Source organism: Cupriavidus oxalaticus (assembly GCF_004768545.1).
GTDB lineage: Bacteria > Pseudomonadota > Gammaproteobacteria > Burkholderiales > Burkholderiaceae > Cupriavidus > Cupriavidus oxalaticus_A.
In genome coordinates, this window is record NZ_CP038635.1 from 1,276,579 (window position 1) to 1,290,873 (window position 14,295).

At 67.1% G+C, this 14,295-nt stretch carries 10 protein-coding genes and 2 tRNA genes; 4 read left to right on the plus strand and 8 right to left on the minus strand.

What is annotated here, in order from left to right:
• Nucleotides 1-276: 276 nt before the first annotated feature.
• Nucleotides 277-352 (minus strand) — tRNA-Lys (locus E0W60_RS16780).
• Nucleotides 353-490: 138 nt separating this feature from the next.
• Between E0W60_RS16780 and E0W60_RS16785 the strand changes: the two genes are divergently transcribed.
• Nucleotides 491-1,399 carry a LysR substrate-binding domain-containing protein gene (locus E0W60_RS16785; protein WP_133097430.1) on the plus strand — a complete coding sequence of 303 codons (909 nt, stop codon included), beginning with the start codon at nt 491-493 and terminating at the stop codon, nt 1,397-1,399.
• Between the two features lie 121 nt (nt 1,400-1,520).
• On the plus strand, nt 1,521-2,909 hold the full coding sequence (locus E0W60_RS16790) for an 8-oxoguanine deaminase (RefSeq protein ID WP_135704997.1): 1,389 nt from the start codon (nt 1,521-1,523) through the stop codon (nt 2,907-2,909).
• A 128-nt stretch (nt 2,910-3,037) separates the two neighbouring features.
• On the opposite strand, the gene E0W60_RS16795 is transcribed toward E0W60_RS16790, so the two are convergent.
• A tRNA-Lys gene (locus E0W60_RS16795) sits at nt 3,038-3,113 on the minus strand.
• A gap of 226 nt (nt 3,114-3,339) precedes the next feature.
• Here E0W60_RS16795 and E0W60_RS16800 point away from each other — a divergent pair.
• Nucleotides 3,340-3,603, plus strand: coding sequence for a DUF1488 domain-containing protein (locus tag E0W60_RS16800; RefSeq protein WP_029047712.1), 264 nt, complete (start codon nt 3,340-3,342; stop codon nt 3,601-3,603).
• Nucleotides 3,604-3,810: 207 nt separating this feature from the next.
• Here the strand turns inward: E0W60_RS16800 and E0W60_RS16805 are convergent, their stop codons facing one another.
• From E0W60_RS16805 to folD, 4 genes are all read right to left on the minus strand, one after another.
• Complete coding sequence (locus tag E0W60_RS16805; protein WP_371704846.1) at nt 3,811-5,655, minus strand: SulP family inorganic anion transporter; 1,845 nt, start codon at nt 5,653-5,655, stop codon at nt 3,811-3,813.
• 174 nt (nt 5,656-5,829) lie between these two features.
• The gene (gene xth / locus E0W60_RS16810) at nt 5,830-6,660 is read right to left on the minus strand and encodes an exodeoxyribonuclease III (RefSeq protein ID WP_195429544.1); all 831 of its coding nucleotides are present in this window, start codon (nt 6,658-6,660) and stop codon (nt 5,830-5,832) included.
• The gene (locus E0W60_RS16815; protein ID WP_135704998.1) at nt 6,657-8,750 is read right to left on the minus strand and encodes a M3 family metallopeptidase; all 2,094 of its coding nucleotides are present in this window, start codon (nt 8,748-8,750) and stop codon (nt 6,657-6,659) included. Before E0W60_RS16815 ends, xth begins: the two co-directional genes overlap by 4 nt.
• Nucleotides 8,751-8,870: 120 nt before the next feature.
• Nucleotides 8,871-9,722: a bifunctional methylenetetrahydrofolate dehydrogenase/methenyltetrahydrofolate cyclohydrolase FolD gene (gene folD, locus E0W60_RS16820; RefSeq protein ID WP_133097427.1), complete on the minus strand. Its 852-nt coding sequence runs from the start codon at nt 9,720-9,722 to the stop codon at nt 8,871-8,873.
• Nucleotides 9,723-9,917: 195 nt separating this feature from the next.
• Between folD and E0W60_RS16825 the strand changes: the two genes are divergently transcribed.
• Nucleotides 9,918-10,598, plus strand: a complete 681-nt coding sequence (locus E0W60_RS16825) for a hypothetical protein (RefSeq protein ID WP_133097426.1) — start codon at nt 9,918-9,920, stop codon at nt 10,596-10,598.
• 72 nt (nt 10,599-10,670) lie between these two features.
• On the opposite strand, the gene E0W60_RS16830 is transcribed toward E0W60_RS16825, so the two are convergent.
• Together E0W60_RS16830 and E0W60_RS16835 are read right to left on the minus strand one after the other, a co-directional pair.
• A complete protein-coding gene (locus tag E0W60_RS16830) occupies nt 10,671-11,303 on the minus strand; it encodes a response regulator transcription factor (protein WP_029047707.1) in 633 nt (210 codons plus the stop codon).
• A 148-nt stretch (nt 11,304-11,451) separates the two neighbouring features.
• Nucleotides 11,452-14,037: a PAS domain S-box protein gene (locus E0W60_RS16835; protein ID WP_135704999.1), complete on the minus strand. Its 2,586-nt coding sequence runs from the start codon at nt 14,035-14,037 to the stop codon at nt 11,452-11,454.
• Nucleotides 14,038-14,295: the final 258 nt, after the last annotated feature.

Below are 14,295 nucleotides of genomic sequence, written 5' to 3' on the forward strand. Positions count from 1 at the left end.
CCGGCCGCGCCGGGGTGCGGCAGCGGCCTGCGCGTTGCGGTTCCGCGATACGGAACCAAGTTCCACAACGTGCGCGGAAGCGATTCAACCGGGAAAGCGCGTGGAAAGGAATTGGTGACAACCCGCGTATCAAGAAAACGGCGGTCGTGCCGTGCTGCCTGGCAGCGGCTTGCGCAGGAGAGGGGAGCGAGGGAAGGGCGAGCGGGAATGAGAACGGAAACGAAGGCGGAAATGAAAAAAAGCCGGAAGCAAGCTTCCGGCTTTTCCTGAATTCGCTGGTGGGGCGTGAGTGACTCGAACACTCGACCTACGGATTAAGAGTCCGCTGCTCTACCAACTGAGCTAACGCCCCAACGAAGAAAAAGATTGTAGCAAGGTATCGGATACTGCGCAATACCCTTTCGCCATTTTCCGCGAAGGGGACGGCCGCGGGGCTCGCGCCCGCCGCTACAATTCGGCACCCCCCGATACACCCTGACACGGCCAGCCCATGCACGCCAGAGTCCTGCGCTATCTCGACGAGGTTGTCCGCCGCGGTTCGATCCGCAAGGCGGCCGAGCACCTGCACGTGGCGCCGACGGCCGTGAACCGGCAGATCCTTGACCTGGAAGCCGAGCTGGGCGCGCCGCTGTTCGAGCGCATCAACAAGCGGCTGCGCCTGACGCCGCTGGGCGAGATGGTGCTGGCCCACGTCCGCCAGACGCTGCGCGAGCATGACGCGCTGCGCGAACGTATCGAGGAATTCAAGGGCGCTCGCCGCGGCGAGGTCACCGTGGCGGTCACCGCGGGACTGGCCGGCTCGCTGATGCCGTCGCTGGTGCATGACTTCCGCCAGCGCTATCCGGGCATCGTGGTGCGGGTGAATGACCTGCCGGTTGCCGATATCGTCGCGGCGGTCGAGCAAGGCGATGCCGATCTCGGGCTTGGCTACGATCTGCCGGAGCTGCCCGCCTTTCGCACGCTGGCCAGCAGCGACTGGCAGATCGGCGCGGTGGTGCCGCCGGGCCATGCGCTGGCGGCGCAGCCGTCCGTGCTGCTGAGCGAATGCGTCGGCTATCCGCTGATCCTGCCGGCGCCGTCGCTATCGATCCGCGCCCTGCTGGACGCGGCCTTCTCGCGCAATGCCATCGAAGTTTCGCCGGTGGCGGAATCGACCTCGACCGTGCTGATCCGCCAGCTGGTCATGCTGGGCACTGGCGTGGCGCTGCTGAACCCGCTCGACGTGATGGAAGAGCGCGCGCGGCAGGCGCTGGTGTACGTGCCGCTGCGCGACCGCCACCTGCAGGGGCAGACGCTAACGCTGGTGGCGCGTGCCCGCGGCACCCTCAGCGCGGCCGCGGAGCTGATGGCCGAACGCATCGGCGATGCACTGGCCACGTTGTTCGCCCAGGCCCGCTAGGCGGGGTAGGGTGGATGTCCACTTTTTGTGGACACAGTGCTCGGAATTCAATGCTTAGGCGCGAGCACGCCTTCGCCTTAGACTGGCGGCATCCGTCCCCGAGAACCTAAGGAATGCCGCCATGACCCTGATTGCCCTGAACGCCGACGTACTCGTCACCATGGACGCGCAGCGCCGCGAGATCCGCGACGGCGCGCTGGTCGCCGAAGGCCCGGCGGTGCAATGGGTCGGTCCGACCGCCGGGCTGCCGCCGCAATACCGCCGCATGGTCGACGATGGCAGCGCGCAGGTGCTCGATATGCGCGGCCGCGTGGTGACACCGGGCCTGGTCAACACGCACCACCACATGTACCAGAGCCTGACGCGCGCCGTGCCCGCCGCGCAGGATGCCGAGCTGTTCTCGTGGCTGACCAACCTGTACATGCTGTGGTCGCACCTGACGCCGGAAATGATTGCCGTGTCGACCAGGACCGCGATGGCCGAGCTGATGCTGTCCGGCTGCACCACCACCAGCGATCACCTCTACCTGTTTCCCAACGGCTCGCGCCTGGACGATTCGATCGCCGCCGCGCAGGAGATGGGCATGCGCTTCCACGCCGCGCGCGGCTCGATGAGCGTGGGCCGCAGCAAGGGCGGCCTGCCGCCCGACGTGGTGGTCGAAGATGAAGCCGCGATCCTGCGCGACAGCCAGCGGCTGGTCGAGCAGTACCACGACAGCGCGCGCCACGCGATGCTGCGCGTGGTGCTGGCGCCTTGCTCGCCGTTCTCGGTGTCGCGCGACCTGATGCGCGAGTCGGCCGTGATGGCGCGCCACTATGGCGTGTCGCTGCACACCCACCTGGCCGAGAATGACAACGACATCGCATACTCGCGCGAGAAATTCGGCCTGACGCCGGCGCAGTATGCCGAAGACCTGGGCTGGGTCGGTCACGATGTCTGGCATGCGCACTGCGTGAAGCTCGACGACGAAGCCATTGCGCTGTTCGCGCGTACCGGCACCGGCGTGGCGCATTGCCCGTGCTCGAACATGCGGCTGGCATCCGGCATCGCGCCGGTGCGGGCGATGCGCGATGCGGGCGTGCCGGTCGGGCTGGGTGTCGACGGCAGCGCGTCGAACGACGGCGCGCACATGCTGGGTGAAGCGCGCCAGGCCATGCTGCTGCAGCGTGTCGGCTACGGCCCGGCCGCGATGAGCGCGCGCGAGGCGCTGGAGATCGCCACGCTGGGCGGCGCACGCGTGCTCAACCGCGACGATATCGGCGCGCTCGCGCCGGGCATGTCGGCGGACTTTGTTGCCTTCGATATGTCGGGGGTGGGCTTCGCCGGCGGCGGCCACGACCTGGTTGCGTCGCTGGTGTTCTGCACGCCGGCCAATGTCGCGGCGAGCGTGATCAACGGGCGCGAAGTGGTGCGTGACGGCGTGCTGCTGACGGCGGACCTGCCCAACGTGCTGACGCGGCATCGCGCACTGGCGCACACGCTGTTCGAGCGCGCCAGCGTCGGCGCGTGAGCGCGGGGAGGTGAACTGCCGCAGGCGTGCACTGCCTGCGGCATTTTCGAGAAAACCCGGAACGGAAAGCAGCAGCGGAAAAAGCAAAAGGCCGGAAGCATCGCTGCTTCCGGCCTTTCTGTATTCGCTGGTGGGGCGTGAGTGACTCGAACACTCGACCTACGGATTAAGAGTCCGCTGCTCTACCAACTGAGCTAACGCCCCAACGAAGAACGAGATTCTAGCATGATTTCCGGCGCTGTCAACAGTTTGCAAACAACCGTGTGCAACGCCTTTCGCGCATGCCGATGCCAGTGACGATCAGGTGAACGGAACCGAACGCCAGCCTTGCCGGTCATCGGATTGAGCGCAATCGCACAAGGCGGATCCGCACGATATGGTCGGAGCCATGTTAGGATTCTTCTCCACTTGCATATGGAGGGCTGCACCGATGGATATCAAATTCCAAGAGCAAGAACGCTACGACATCAATAATGAAGGCTTGCTCTTCCAGGCGATCGTCAATGGCGAGAAAGTGACTTGCGTAGTGACACGCGAAGCACTGTGGGAAGGCTTCAGCGCCGACCAGGTGCTGTCGCTGGAAGAGGCATTCCGTGCCGGACGCGAAACCATCGAACGCGCCGCCGTGGTGCTGATCGAGCAGGGCGCGCCCCAGCCAATCGTCGTCAAGCGCGCCCACGTGGCGCCGATCTGATGAGGATGGATGCCCCGGCCAGCCGTCGGCATGCCGCGGGCGCCCATCCACCATCAGGCATCACCGCGTAGGGCCGTCCGGCCTTGCGTACCCGGCCCCGCAACGCCGGCGCAGGCACCAACGTCTTCCCCGCTGTTTCAATTTCCGGTCGTCTAACGCTGTCCTCGGCAGGCTTTTTCTTGCTGACGGCATCTTGTGCGCGACGCGTCAGCGTGCCGCCGCGGTGGCGCATGCCTGCGGCCGCGGTGCGCTGGCCGCATCGGCATCGACGGCGTCGTGCCCTGATGCCCCCGGCCGCGACGCGCATTCTTCAAAGATCCTGGCGCGGCACTGCGCGCAGATCTCGGGCGACAGCTTGCCGATGATCGTGTGCAGCGCCTGCCGCTTGGTCGGGAAAATATGGTCCGGCCCCAGCTTGTTGCTGAAGCCGGTCTGCTCCCACGTCTGCAGCACCTGCGTGCGCGGGCGGTGGAAGTAGAGATCGCCGCCCATCGCGCGGCGCTCGGCCAGCTCGTTTTCCCACATTTCCGCGCCGGCCAGGTCGATGAAATTCATGCTCTTGGTCATCGCCAGCAAGTGCGTCTGGCCGGCATTGACCTCACGCAGCCAGTGCAGGCGGTCGGTCACGTACTGGACGGCGCCGAAGTAGATCGCGCCTTCCATGCGCAGCAATTTGAGTTGCGGGCATTCCGGCTGCGGGCGGTGCAGTTCGTCCAGCGGCGTGAAGCGCCGGCCCGGGTCGTCGGCATCCGGCACCAGGCTGCGCACTGCAGGCCTCGAGGTGCGGTACAGGTAGGCCACCAGCGACAGCACGGTGCCGAGCAGCACCGCCATTTCGAGCCGGATCACCAGCGTCGCGGCGAAGGTGCCGATGGCAATCGCGAACTCGGTACGGCTGAGCGTGAAGATGCGCCGCAGCCGGGCGAGATCGAGCAGTCCCCACGCCACCAGCAGCAGCATGGCGCCGATCGCCGCCATCGGGATCTGCGCCAGCAGCGGCGCGCTGAGCGCAACCAGCGCCACCAGCCACAACGCCGAGAACACGCTGGCCAGCGGTGTGCGCGCCCCGGCTTCAAAGTTGGGCATCGAGCGGTTGAGCGAGCCGCACGAGATATAGCCGGAGAAAAAGCCGCCGGCGATATTGGACAGGCCCTGGCCGATGAATTCGCGGTTGGCGTCGATATGCTGCCCGGAGCGCAGCGCCACCGCCTTGGCGATCGAGATCGACTGGCCCAGCGCGACGATGGTCAGCGCCGAGGCGATGCCGAGCAGGTCGGGCAGCTTGCGCCAGTCGACGTCGGGCACATGGAAATGCGGCAGCGCCGAAGGGATCGGCCCGACCACGTTCACATGCTGGGCGAAGGCGCCGGCCTGGTTCAGCAGCAGCGCCACGCCATAGCCGGCGAGCAGCCCCAGCAGCATGAACGGCAGCTTGCGCCACAGCCGCTTGCACAGCAGCGTCACCGCCAGCGTCACGGCGGCGACTGCCGCTGCGGACCAGTTGATGGTCTCGGCATGCTCGGCCAGGTGGCGCAGCACGCCGAAGGCACTGGTGCCGGTCGGCACCTGCAGTCCGAACACATCCTTCAGCGCGTACAACCCGATCAGCGTCGCCGCGCCGCAGGTAAAGCCGAGCAGCACCGACGGCGAGATAAAGTTGGCGAGAGAACCGAGCCGCAGCGTGCCGACCGCGAGCTGCATCACGCCGACCACGATGGTCACCGCCAGCGCCAGCCCGATATACGCGGGGCTGCCGGCGAACGCGAGCGGGCTCAGCATGGCGAACAACGCCAGCGAATTGGCATTGGTCGGCCCCGACATCACATGCCAGCTCGAACCGAACAGCGCCGCGACGATGCAGGGCACCACCGCGCTGTAGATGCCGTACTGCGGCGGCAGTCCGGCCAGCGTGGCGAAGGCCACGCCCTGCGGCAGCACCAGCACCGCGCCGAGCAGGCCGGCGACCAGGTCGGCGCGCAGCGTGGCGCGGTCGACGCGCTGGCGCCACGGGAACATGCGATGCAGGAATGAGCCTTGCGTGGATACGGACATGGGAACAGGCCTCGGCGCCCCTGTCCGCGGTCTTGCCGCGTTCAGGGGTTCATGCGGGGTTCATGCCGTCAGTGTAGCGGGCAGGCCGCCGCGGGGCGAGCCGGGCATGCCCGGGCTTGCGTGAATGCGTGGACTGGCGGCGCATGCCGTGGCGGCCGCAGCCCGTGGCGGGCCTCAGCCGCAGTGCAGCGTGGCGACCACCGGAGTGTGATCCGAGGGCTGTTCCCAGGTGCGCGGCACGCGGTCGATCACGCAGGCGGAGCATTGCTCGACCAGCTCCGGCGACAGCAGGATATGGTCGATGCGCAGCCCGGCATTGCGGCGGAACGCCAGCATGCGGTAGTCCCACCAGGAGAAGCTTTTCTCCGGCTGCTCGAACCTGCGGAAGGCATCGGCCAGGCCCAGTTCCACCAGTGCGGCAAAGGCGGCGCGCTCCGGCGGCGACACGAGGTTCTGGCCGACCCACTTGGCCGGATCGTGCACGTCACGGTCTTCGGGCGCGATATTGAAGTCGCCCAGCAGCGCCAGGCGCGGATGGCGCTGCATTTCGTCGCGCAGCCACGCCGTCATCGCTTCCAGCCACTTGAGCTTGTACGTGAACTTCTCCGACTCGGGCGATTGGCCGTTGGGGAAGTAGGCGCAGACCAGGCGCAGGTCGCCGTAGGTGGCGGCGATCACGCGCTGCTGCGCATCCTCGAAGCCGGGAATATTGCGCACTACGTCGACCGGCCCGGGCATGCTGGCGTCGCGCGCGAGAATGGCCACGCCGTTGTACGTTTTCTGGCCGGTGTAGATGCTGTGGAAGCCCGCATTCTCCAGTTCGGCCAGCGGGTACTTGTCGTCCGGCAGCTTCAGTTCCTGCAGGCACAGCGCGTCGATCGGCGCGCCGGCCTGGTCCTGCTCGGCCAGCCATTGCAGCACCTGCGGCAGGCGCACCTTCAGCGAATTGACGTTCCAGCTCGCGATCCGCAGCGGACCGGTGGTGGGTAGTGCAACCGCGCTCATGCCGCCATCCCGCCGTGGCGCAGCAGCGCATCGATCTGCGGCGCGCGGCCGCGGAAGGCGACGAAGGATTCCATCGCCGGGCGGCTGCCGCCCACCGACAGGATCTCGCGCTGGTAGCGCGCGCCGGTCTCGCTGTCGAGCACGGTGCCCGACAGCTGTGCCGCTTCCTCGAACGCCGCATAGACGTCGGCCGACAGCACCTCCGCCCACTTGTAGCTGTAGTAGCCCGCCGCGTAGCCGCCGGCAAAGATATGGCTGAAGGTGTTCGGCCAGCGCGACAGCGGATGCTGCGGCACCACGTGCACGCGATCATTGATCTGGCGCGAGAGCTCCAGCACCGAGGCGGCGCCGGCCGGGTCGAAGTCCGTATGCAGGTGCATGTCGAACGACGAGAACACGATCTGGCGCAGCGTCATCATGCCGTTCTGGAAGTTCTTGGCGGCCAGCATGCGGTCGAACAATGCGCGCGGCAGCGGCGCGCCGGTGTCGACGTGCTGCGTCATGCCGGTCAGCACTTCGTATTCCCAGCAAAAGTTTTCCATGAACTGCGACGGCAGTTCCACCGCATCCCATTCCACGCCGTTGATGCCGGACACGCCCAGCTCGCCCACCTGCGTCAGCATGTGGTGCAGGCCATGGCCGAACTCATGGAACAGCGTGATCACTTCGTCGTGCGTGAACAGCGCGGGCTTGTTGCCCACCGGCGCGGAAAAGTTGCAGGTCAGGTACGCAACCGGCGTCTGCACGCCGCCTTGCTCCAGCACCTTGCGGCCGCGCGCGTCGTCCATCCAGGCGCCGCCGCGCTTGCCTTCGCGCGCGTACAGGTCGATGTAGAACTGGGCCAGCAGCGTGCCGTCCGCAGTGGTCACGCGGAAGAAGCGCACGTCCTTGTGCCAGGTCTGCGCCGGCTCGGCCTCGATGCGCACCGAGAACAGCTTCTGCACCACGCCGAACAGGCCTTCCAGCACCTTGGGTTCCGGGAAGTACTGCTTGACCTCGTGCTCGGAGAACGCATAGCGCTGCTGGCGCAGCTTTTCCGAGGCATAGGCCACGTCCCACGGCTGCAGGTCGGACAGGCCGAGTTCGGCGGCGGCGAAGGCCTTCAGCTCGGCCCAGTCCTTCTCGGCGTAGGGCCTTGCCTTGATGGCCAGCTCGTCGAGGAACTTCAGCACTTCGGCCGGCGACTCGGCCATCTTAGGTACCAGCGAGACTTCACCGTAGCACTGGTAGCCGAGCATCTGCGCTTCTTCGCGGCGCAGCGCCAGCTGGTCGCGCATGTTGGCGGTGTTGTCCCACTCGCCCTGGCCCAGGCCGTATTGCGCGCCCAGTTCCGAGGCGCGCGTGACATTGGCCTCGTACAACGTCTGGCGCAGCGCGCGGTCGTCGGCGTACTGCAGCACCGGGAAGTACGAGGGGAAGTGCAGCGTGAATTTCCAGCCGGCCTTGCCGTCTTTCTCAGCGGCGTGGCGGGCGGCTTCCCGCGCATCGTCGGGCAGGCCGGCCAGGCGTGCCTCGTCCTCGACGATCAGCGCGTAGGTGTTGGTGGCGTCCAGCACATGGTCGGAGAAGGCCTTGGACAGCTGCGCCTGCTGCTCCTGGATCTCGGCGAAGCGCGGTTTCCGGTCTTCGGGCAGCTCGGCGCCGCCCAGGCGGAAGCCGCGCAGCTCGTTCTCGATCAGCTGGTGGCGGGCCGCGCTCATGCCGGCGAACTCGGGGCTGGCGGCCAGCGCCTTGTACTTTTCATACAGCGCCAGGCTCTGGCCGAGCGACGACCAGAACTCGGTCATGCGCGGCAGGTTGTCGGCGTGTGCCTTGCGCAGTTCCGGCGTGTCGGCGACCGCGCTCAGGTGGCTGACCACGCCCCAGGCGCGGCCCAGCGGCTCGGTGGCGGCTTCCAGCGCCTGCACGGCGTTGGCCCAGTCGGCCGGCGTGGCCGGATCCTCGGCGCGGGCGACCGCCTGCTGCGCATTTTCGAGCAGCGCGTCCAGCGCCGGGCTGATGTGCTCGGGCCGGATCTCGGCGAAGCGGGGCAGGTCGGAAAAGTCCAGCAGCGGATTGTTGACCGGGGTGGCTTGTGCGGCTTGGTCCATGGCGTGTTCTCGGTTGGCTGGCCTCAAAGGTCGATGCCCCGCAGATGGGGGCGGGGTGCGGGCATTTCCAGCACCCCGTGTGGCGTACTGTAGGTCGAATGTACGCCGAACGCGCGCGCTTCAGCCCGCGGCGCGTTCCGCGGCTTCCAGCGTGTTGACCAGCAGCATGGTGATGGTCATCGGGCCGACGCCGCCAGGCACCGGCGTGACGTAGCCGGCCACCTCGCGCACGCCCGCGAAGTCCACGTCGCCGCACAGCTTGCCGTTGTCGTCGCGGTTCATGCCCACGTCGATCACGACGGCGCCCGGCTTGACCATGTCGGCGGTGATCAGGTTGCGCTTGCCGACCGCGGCGACGATCACGTCAGCGTCGCGGGTATGGGCGCCGATATCGCGCGTCTTGCTGTTGCAGATGGTGACGGTGGCACCGGCCTGCAGCAGCAGCATCGCCATAGGCTTGCCGACGATATTGGAGGCCCCGACTACCACGGCACGCGCGCCGCGCAGCGGGTACTGGATCGAATCCAGCATCTTCATGCAGCCATACGGCGTGCACGGGCGGAACAGCGGGGCGCCGGTCATCAGCGCCCCGGCGTTGGCGACGTGGAAGCCGTCGACGTCCTTTTCGGGGGCGATCGCTTCCAGCACCTTGTGGCTGTCGATGTGCTTGGGCAGCGGCAGCTGCACCAGGATGCCGTGGATGCTCGGGTCCTGGTTGAGCGCGTCGATGCGGGCCAGCAATTCCGCCTCGGACAGGTCGGCCGGGTAACGGTCCAGCGAGGAGTGGAAGCCGTTGTCCTGGCAAGCCTTGACCTTGTTGCGCACGTAGACCTGGCTGGCCGGGTCCTCGCCGACCAGGATCACGGCGAGGCCGGGGCGGTGACCGCGCTCGGTCAGGCTGGCGGCGCGCTGGGCGGCTTCGGAGCGGATTTGTTTGGCAAGGGCGTTGCCGTCGATCAGTTGGGCAGACATGGAGGAAAAGACCGGTTTGGGCGGGTTTGTGCGAATTTGGGCGGATCCGGCAGATGGCTTCGGCCGCGAGTGGCGTGCGCCCGTCATGCGGGCATGCGGATCAAAGGCGAATTATAAAGGGTCAGTGCGGGCTGGCGCGCGCAGCTTGACCGGATGCAAGGGTTGTAGGGGTAAGGGACTGGTAGCATCGGCCGCATGCACACCGCGCTCCCGTCCCTGCTGTCAGATCCGCTGCTCGTTGTCGTGTCCCTCGCCGGACTGCTGTGGGCGCTGAGCCGCCGGCCGTGGCGCCTGCTGCGGCGCAATTCGCTGCAGCACGCCTGGCTGGGGGCGATGGTGCTGGTGGCGCTGCTGTGGACGGTGCGCGCCACGCTGGTCGGCGGGCTGGTGATCCAGTTGCTGGGCGCCACGCTGATGGTGACGCTGTTCGGGCTGCCGCTGGCGCTGCTGTCGCTGTTCGTGGTGGACCTGGTGTCGCTGTTCGGGCTTGAATACCTGGCCGGCCACAGCTGGGCGCTGTTCGACTGGCCTTCGCTATGGGTGCGCTATACCTGGCTGGCGCTGGTGCCGGCGCTGCTTTCGGCCGGACTGCAGGCGCTGATGCGGCGCTGGCTGCCGCGCCATCCGTTCATCTTTATCCTGGGGCACGGCTATTTCACCGCGGGGCTGGCCGCGCTGGGCGCGAGTGCCGCGCAGGCGGCGTGGCGGCACGTGATGGCGCCGGGGCTGCCGTTCACCGTGGCCGATACGCTGGCGGCTACGCTGATCCTGGCGTTTGGCGAGGCGTTCCTGACCGGGCTGCTGGTGGCCGTCTTTGTGGTCTACCGGCCACAATGGGTGGTCACGTTCCGGGACGAAGATTACCTGAAGAATTGAGACCGGGGCGCCGGCAGTGGCGCCCGGAAAGGCTGGCCAGGAGGGCTTGAGGAGGCCAGCCGGCGCCGCAGGTCAGCTGTTGCGCGACAGGGCCAGGCGCAGCAGGTCGGCGACCGTGTTGACGTTGAGCTTTTCCATGATGTTGGCGCGGTGCGCCTCCACCGTCTTGATGGAAATGCCCAGGTCATCGGCGATCTGCTTGTTCAGGCGGCCTGCCACGATGCGCTCCAGCACCTGCTGCTCGCGCGTGGTCAGCTTGCCCAGCAGGTCCTTGGCGGCGCGCTGCTCGCGCGCGGCCGAGTGGTCGGTGCGGGCCTTCTGCAGCATGCGCTCGACCAGCGCGCGCAGTTCGGATTCGTCGAACGGCTTCTCGATGAAATCGATGGCGCCGCGCTTCATGGTCGATACCGCCATCGGCACGTCGCCATGGCCGGTGATAAAGACGATCGGGATATTGATGTTCTCGGCGATCATCCGCTCCTGCAGTTCCGGGCCGCTCATGCCGGGCATGCGCACGTCGAGGATCAGGCAGGACACCTGGCTGGCGTCGTAGGCGGCGAGGAACTGCTCGGCGCTGGTAAAGCTGCGAACCTGGTAGCCATTGCCCTCCAGCAGCCAGGTCAGCGAGTCGCGCATGGCTTCATCGTCGTCGACGATGAACACGGTCTCGCCGCGGTGGGGCGTGGGGTTTGGCGTTGCGGTCATGTAGTCTCCTCGGGACAACAATTCATTGCTGCGAAGTGTAACCGCCCCGGGGCCTCTGTGGCGAGACGGATCCCCCACATGCGTAGGGAGTCCGCGCCGGCCTGCCGGGGGCGTCCGGAACGAATCGGACAGCGGTCGAATGCGGGGATTATTGTTCGGCCATCACCGGATGCAGCGGCAGCATGATCTTGAAGGTGCAGCCAATGCCGTCGACATTGTTCTCCACCCACAGCCGGCCCTGGTGCGACTCGATGATCGAGCGGCAGATGTTCAGCCCCATGCCCATGCCGTCGGACTTGGTGCTGAAGAAGGGCTCGAACAGCCGTTCCTTGGTCGCTTCGTCGACGCCCGGACCCTGGTCGATGACATCGATATGGACGTTGTCGCCGAACTCGCCCGGCTCCACGCGCGCGTGCAGGCGCACCACGCCGCCGGCGCGCAGCGCCGGCAGGCCGGCCATGGCTTCGACCGCGTTCTTGAGCAGGTTCACCAGCACCTGCTCGATCAGCACCGGGTCGACATAGATGGTCATCGGCGGCGCCGGCAGCCGGGTCAGGATGGTGACGCGGCGGCGGGTCGCCTCCAGGTCGGCCAGGCCCACGGCATCGGCGACGATATCGTGCAGCGCCGCTTCGCGGCGCTGCGGCTGGCTGCGCTTCACGAAGCCGCGGATGCGGCTGATGATGGTGCCCGCGCGCACGGCCTGCGCGGAGGTTTTCTCCAGCACCGGGATCAGGTCTTCCGGCGTGCTGCGGCCCGAATGCAGCCGCGCCACCGCGCCCATGCAGTAGTTGTTGATGGCGGCCAGCGGCTGGTTCAGCTCGTGCGCCAGCGACGACGCCATCTCGCCCATGGTGGTCAGGCGGCTGGTGAACTGCAGGCGTTCCTCATGCTGGCGCGCCATTTCCTCGGCGGCCTTGCGCACGGTGATGTCGGTGGCGATCTGCATCTGCGCCAGGTGGCCGTCCACCCACTGGATATAGCGGCGGCGCACTTCGAACCATTTCTGCATGTCGGGCACGAACACCTCGCGCGCGTCCGACGCATAGGGCATCAGCTCGGAAGCGGGCAGGCCGGCGTAGGCGTCGACGTAATCGGTGTTGTCGCTCGAGACCTGTTCCTTGTCGAGATCGTCGCCGGCGAGCTTGAGGTGGCCCTCGGCCTCCCAGCCGAACAGCTGGCGGTAATAGCGGTTGGCGAACAGCAGCTCGGCCTTGTCGGTGGCGAGCACCGACACCGCGGCGTCCAGGCTCTCCAGCACTGTGGTGAAGCGGTCATGCGCGGCGGCCAGTTCCTCGCGCGCGCGCTTGGGCTCGGTGATGTCGGTCATCGAACTCATCCAGCCGGTATGGCGGCCGCGGCTGTCGACCAGCGGCGACACATACATGCGCGCGTAGAAGCTGCTGCCGTCGCGGCGCATCGTGCGCATCTCATAGCCGCCGGCGGGCGACTTGCCCTGCAGCGTCAGGTCGATCTGCTTCTGCATCTCCTGCTGGTCGTTCGGCGGCCAGTAGGGGAAGGGCGGCAGGCGGCCGACCAGGTCGTTCTCCTGCCATCCGGTCATGCGGCAGAAGGCGGGGTTGACGTAGGTGATGCGGCCGTTCAGATCGAGCGCGCGCAGGCCGATCAGCATCGAGTTTTCCATCGCGCGCCGGAACGAGGTCTCGGCCAGCAGCGCGCGCTGCGCCTCGGAGCGGCGGCTGGTATGGCGCCACATGCTCCACAGGCTCCACAGCAGGAAGCAGGACAGGCCCACCACCAGCCACAGCAGCATGTTGTTGGGCAGGTTCGACGGCGGCGGGTAGGCGTCGGCGCGCAGCGACAGCGAATGGCCGGGCGGATCCAGCAGCACTTCATACGACAGCGCGTTGCCGGGCACTGGACGCAGCGAGGTGCTGGCGCGGGTCTGGTTGTTCTTATCGATCAGCGAGAAGCGGTAGCGCTCGGTCAGCTCCGGCGGCAGCAGGTGCGTCAGGATGCCGTTGATCGAGTACAGCGCGCCGAGCGTGCCGAGGAACTCGTTGTCGCGCACGATCGGCACTTGCATCAGCATGAAGCTGTCGCCGCGGTCGTTGACCAGCGGGCGCGAGTAGACCACGCGCTGGGTTTCGCGCGCGGCATCGAAGGTGTCCAGCACTTCGGGCTCGAGCGGCTGGTCCTGGTTTTCGCGCAGGCGCACCGCGAACTCGGACGTCGACGGCAGCGACCAGCGGCCGCGCTTGGTGGCGTCGAGCCAGTTGATAAAGACGATCTCGGAATTCTCGCGCAGGATTTCCTGGGCGGCGGTACGGTAGGCGCCTTGCTCCAGTTGCGCGGCGGCGATGTCGCGCGCCAGCGAGGCCAGCTGGTCCTGGTTGCTGAGCAGCGACAGGCGTACGCGCTGTTGCGCCCAGGCGGCGTCGCGGTACAGCGCATCGCGTTGCTGCTGGCGCTCGGTCTCGTGCAGCGACCACAGGATCACGCCCATTGCCACCGTGAACAGCACGATCGCGACCAGCGGGATGAACATGAACCAGCTGGTGGCGACGAGATTGCGCCAGCGCAGCCACCACAGGCCGCGCGGGGCCGCCACCGGCGCGCCGTCGTCGGGGTCGAGGGTGTCGATCGGACCGAGCCCCGTCGCCGGAGGCGGGTTGTGGCCGGTGTCGCCCCCGGCGGCCTTGGCTGTGCCCGAAGCATCGGGAGAAAGCATGGCTGCACGCAGGCGGGAGAGGTAGCGATCGAGGAACGGCATGGGAGGGATTGACGGCTGACCGTTCAGTGTACCGAGATTATTGCGGTGCGTCGCTTGGGGAAAGCGCCAATGAAATCCCGGCCGCCGCTGTCCGCGCGGGCGCCCTTGCGGCTGGCGCCTTGCGCGTCGTGGCGTGGATCTTGGTGCATTGCGTCATTATTCCACATCGTAAAAAACGATATCGCAATTTGAAAATTTCACTTGTGTTGCCCAATGGGCTTCCATAGAATCGGTTCGACCCAAGAATGCGGGCGGTAG